Origin of the sequence: Agriterribacter sp., from assembly GCF_035444585.1 — a bacterium.
In the GTDB taxonomy this organism is placed as follows: domain Bacteria; phylum Bacteroidota; class Bacteroidia; order Chitinophagales; family Chitinophagaceae; genus Agriterribacter.
On record NZ_DAOMOZ010000364.1, the window covers coordinates 1 to 2544 of the forward strand.

The window sequence follows — 2544 nt, forward strand, 5'->3', positions numbered from 1 at the left end:
GGTACTGGGTGCTGGCGGGGATCCTGCTGTACATTTCATTTTTCGCCATTTCACTGGGACCCCTCACTTTTGTAGTGGTAGCAGAAATTTTCCCCAACCATATCAGGGGCAGGGCAATGGGCGTAGCCATATTTTTTTTATGGCTCTCCGTATACGTAGTATCGCAAACCTTTCCTATGCTGCTTCAATCCATAGGCAGCGCCTATACTTTCGGGATATATATGATAACCTCTGTAATGGCTTTTATTTTTATCCTGAATGCCGTGCCCGAAACCAAAGGGAAAACCCTGGAACAGATACAGGAGATGTGGAAGAGGTGAGATGTGAGAAGTGAGAAGTGAGACTGATCGCTGAATACTCACGGCTGAAAGCTGATGGCTGATGGCTCAAGCTACAGAAACGTGAAAGGTGAAATGTGAGACGTGAGAAGTAAGACTGATCGCTGAATACTCACGGCTGAAAGCTGATGGCTGATAGCCCGAGCTACAGGAACGTGAAAGGTGAGACGTGAGAAGTGAGTGCAATGCCTCCTCTCACATTTTGTCGTTTCACGTCTCACATTTTACTTTTATCGTTTCACGCCGCCAGTCTTATTTTCTCCTGAAGCTGTTGCCGATAAATTCCAGGGCATCTGTAATACCCGTACGCCAGTACGTCCAGTTATGTGCGCCATCGCGTACCCGGTATTCGTGGGCTACCAGCTTGGAACGGAGTGCTATATGCAATAAGGAGTTGCCCTTGCTCAAAAAATCATCATCGCCGCAATCTATCCAGTAACGCACCTTATTCAATTCGGCGCCTGATTTCTTTTCCACTATGGCAAGAATGGAATTGCCTGCCACAGCTTTATTGAGCCTTGCTTTCCCTTTTAGTCCTTTTCCAAACAGCGGAGCAAGCATGCGGTCCCACTGGGCATCCGGCATATTTACAATTTCATCATCGCTGAAAACCGCGGCGCTTAAGGGTGCCGCTGCAGCAAAAAGTTCAGGATATTTCAACGCATAGATCAATGTACCGTATCCTCCCATAGAAAGTCCTGCAACTCCGCGGTATTGTTTTTGTGATTTTATGCGATAGGTTTTTTCTATTGCAGGAATAAACTCCTGAATAAAGAAGTCTTCGTATTTTTCTTTGCCATCGTACGAATTGATATACCAGCTCGAATCTGCATCCGGCATTACAATGATCATGGGCGGAATGGTACCGTTGGCAATGGCCTTATCGGCATAGCGGTTTACTTCACCAAACTGCAGCCAGCCGGTATTGTCATCGGTATACCCGTGCAGCAAATAAACAACCGGGTAGCTCCTTTCGGAACGATCATAGTCTGCCGGCAAATAAACGCTGTAATGCACAGCCCGGTCCAAAACAGTGCTGGAAACGGTAGCCTGTTCAATTACTTTACCGGAACTTTGAGCATACAGTGAAGGAACAATACATAGAGACAGAAACAATAAAAGGTAATGCTTCATATTGATTGGTTGATTTGTTGATTGGTGCCGCTAAGATACATTTTTGCAGGGCATAATGATGTGAGAGGTGAAAAGTGAGAAGTGAAAGGGGTGCCGTTTCACGTTTATCGTTTGTCGTTTCATGGAGTGGGGATGTGAATGGTGAAGACACCCACACCCTTACACCTCAAACCTCACACCCCAAACCTTACACCTCCAATCGAATATTGGCTACCTTTAAGTACAAACCAAAGGATATGCCGGCATTGTATCAGCTAAGCAGGGAGGAAGTAACGGACCAGCTTAAAACCAGTCTTTCCGGTTTAAAAAAAGAAGCTATACCGGCGCTGCAAAAGGAATTTGGCTTTAATGTTTTGCAGGAAGCCAAACAAAAAAGCAGGCTTTCCATACTGCTTTCCCAGTTTAAGGACATTATGATCATCATATTGATCATTGCCGCTGTTGTTTCGTTTGTGGTTGGCGAACACACCGACGCATTTGTTATCATAGCCATCATCGCAGGCAATGCATGGATGGGTTATTCGCAGGAATACAATGCGGAAAAGTCGGTGCGGATGCTGCAAAAAATGTCGGCGCAGCATGCCCTGGTGCTTCGCGATAATAATCCATCCAAAATAGAAGCGGATCAATTGGTTCCCGGCGATATCATTTTACTGGAAGCAGGCGATATTGTGCCCGCCGATGCCCGCCTGCTGGAAGTGAGCTCCTTAAAAACGGATGAAGCATCGCTGACGGGCGAAAGCCATTCTGTTGAAAAAAATACCGAACCACTTAAAGATACGGGACTGGTGCCCGGCGATCAGCAGAACATGGTTTTTAAAGGGACCGTTGTCAGCAGCGGCTCCGCAAAAGCGGTAGTAACCGCCACCGGGATGCATACCGAAATAGGCAAAATAGCGGGGCTGATGGAAGTAGAATCCCAGAAAACCCCGCTTCAAAAAAGGCTCTCGGTATTCAGTAAGCAGTTAGCCGTTGTTGTTATCATTATCTGCCTTGCGGTTTTTGGCTTTGGCTGGTGGCGCGGAGTTCCTCCTTTCCAGATGTTCCTCACCGCCCTGTCGCTGGCCGTGGC

At 46.9% G+C, this 2544-nt stretch carries 3 protein-coding genes; 2 read left to right on the forward strand and 1 reads right to left on the reverse strand.

Annotated features, from left to right (window positions below; genetic code table 11):
- Positions 1–320, forward strand: a 320-nt coding sequence (locus PLH26_RS21505; RefSeq protein ID WP_324588070.1) for an MFS transporter, incomplete at its 5' end; no start/stop codon positions are given.
- Positions 321–590: 270 nt separating this feature from the next.
- Here PLH26_RS21505 and PLH26_RS21510 read toward each other — a convergent pair.
- A complete protein-coding gene (locus PLH26_RS21510; RefSeq protein WP_324588071.1) occupies positions 591–1472 on the reverse strand; it encodes an alpha/beta hydrolase in 882 nt (293 codons plus the stop codon).
- Positions 1473–1708: 236 nt separating this feature from the next.
- Between PLH26_RS21510 and PLH26_RS21515 the strand changes: the two genes are divergently transcribed.
- Positions 1709–2544 (forward strand): HAD-IC family P-type ATPase (locus tag PLH26_RS21515; RefSeq protein WP_324588072.1); only part of this gene is annotated, 836 nt, incomplete at its 3' end.

What these genes read in the sequence shown, in the direction of transcription:
- PLH26_RS21510 (WP_324588071.1), bottom strand. Translation starts at nt 1,472, where the DNA reads ATGAAGCATTACCTTTTATTGTTTCTGTCTCTATGTATTGTTCCTTCA.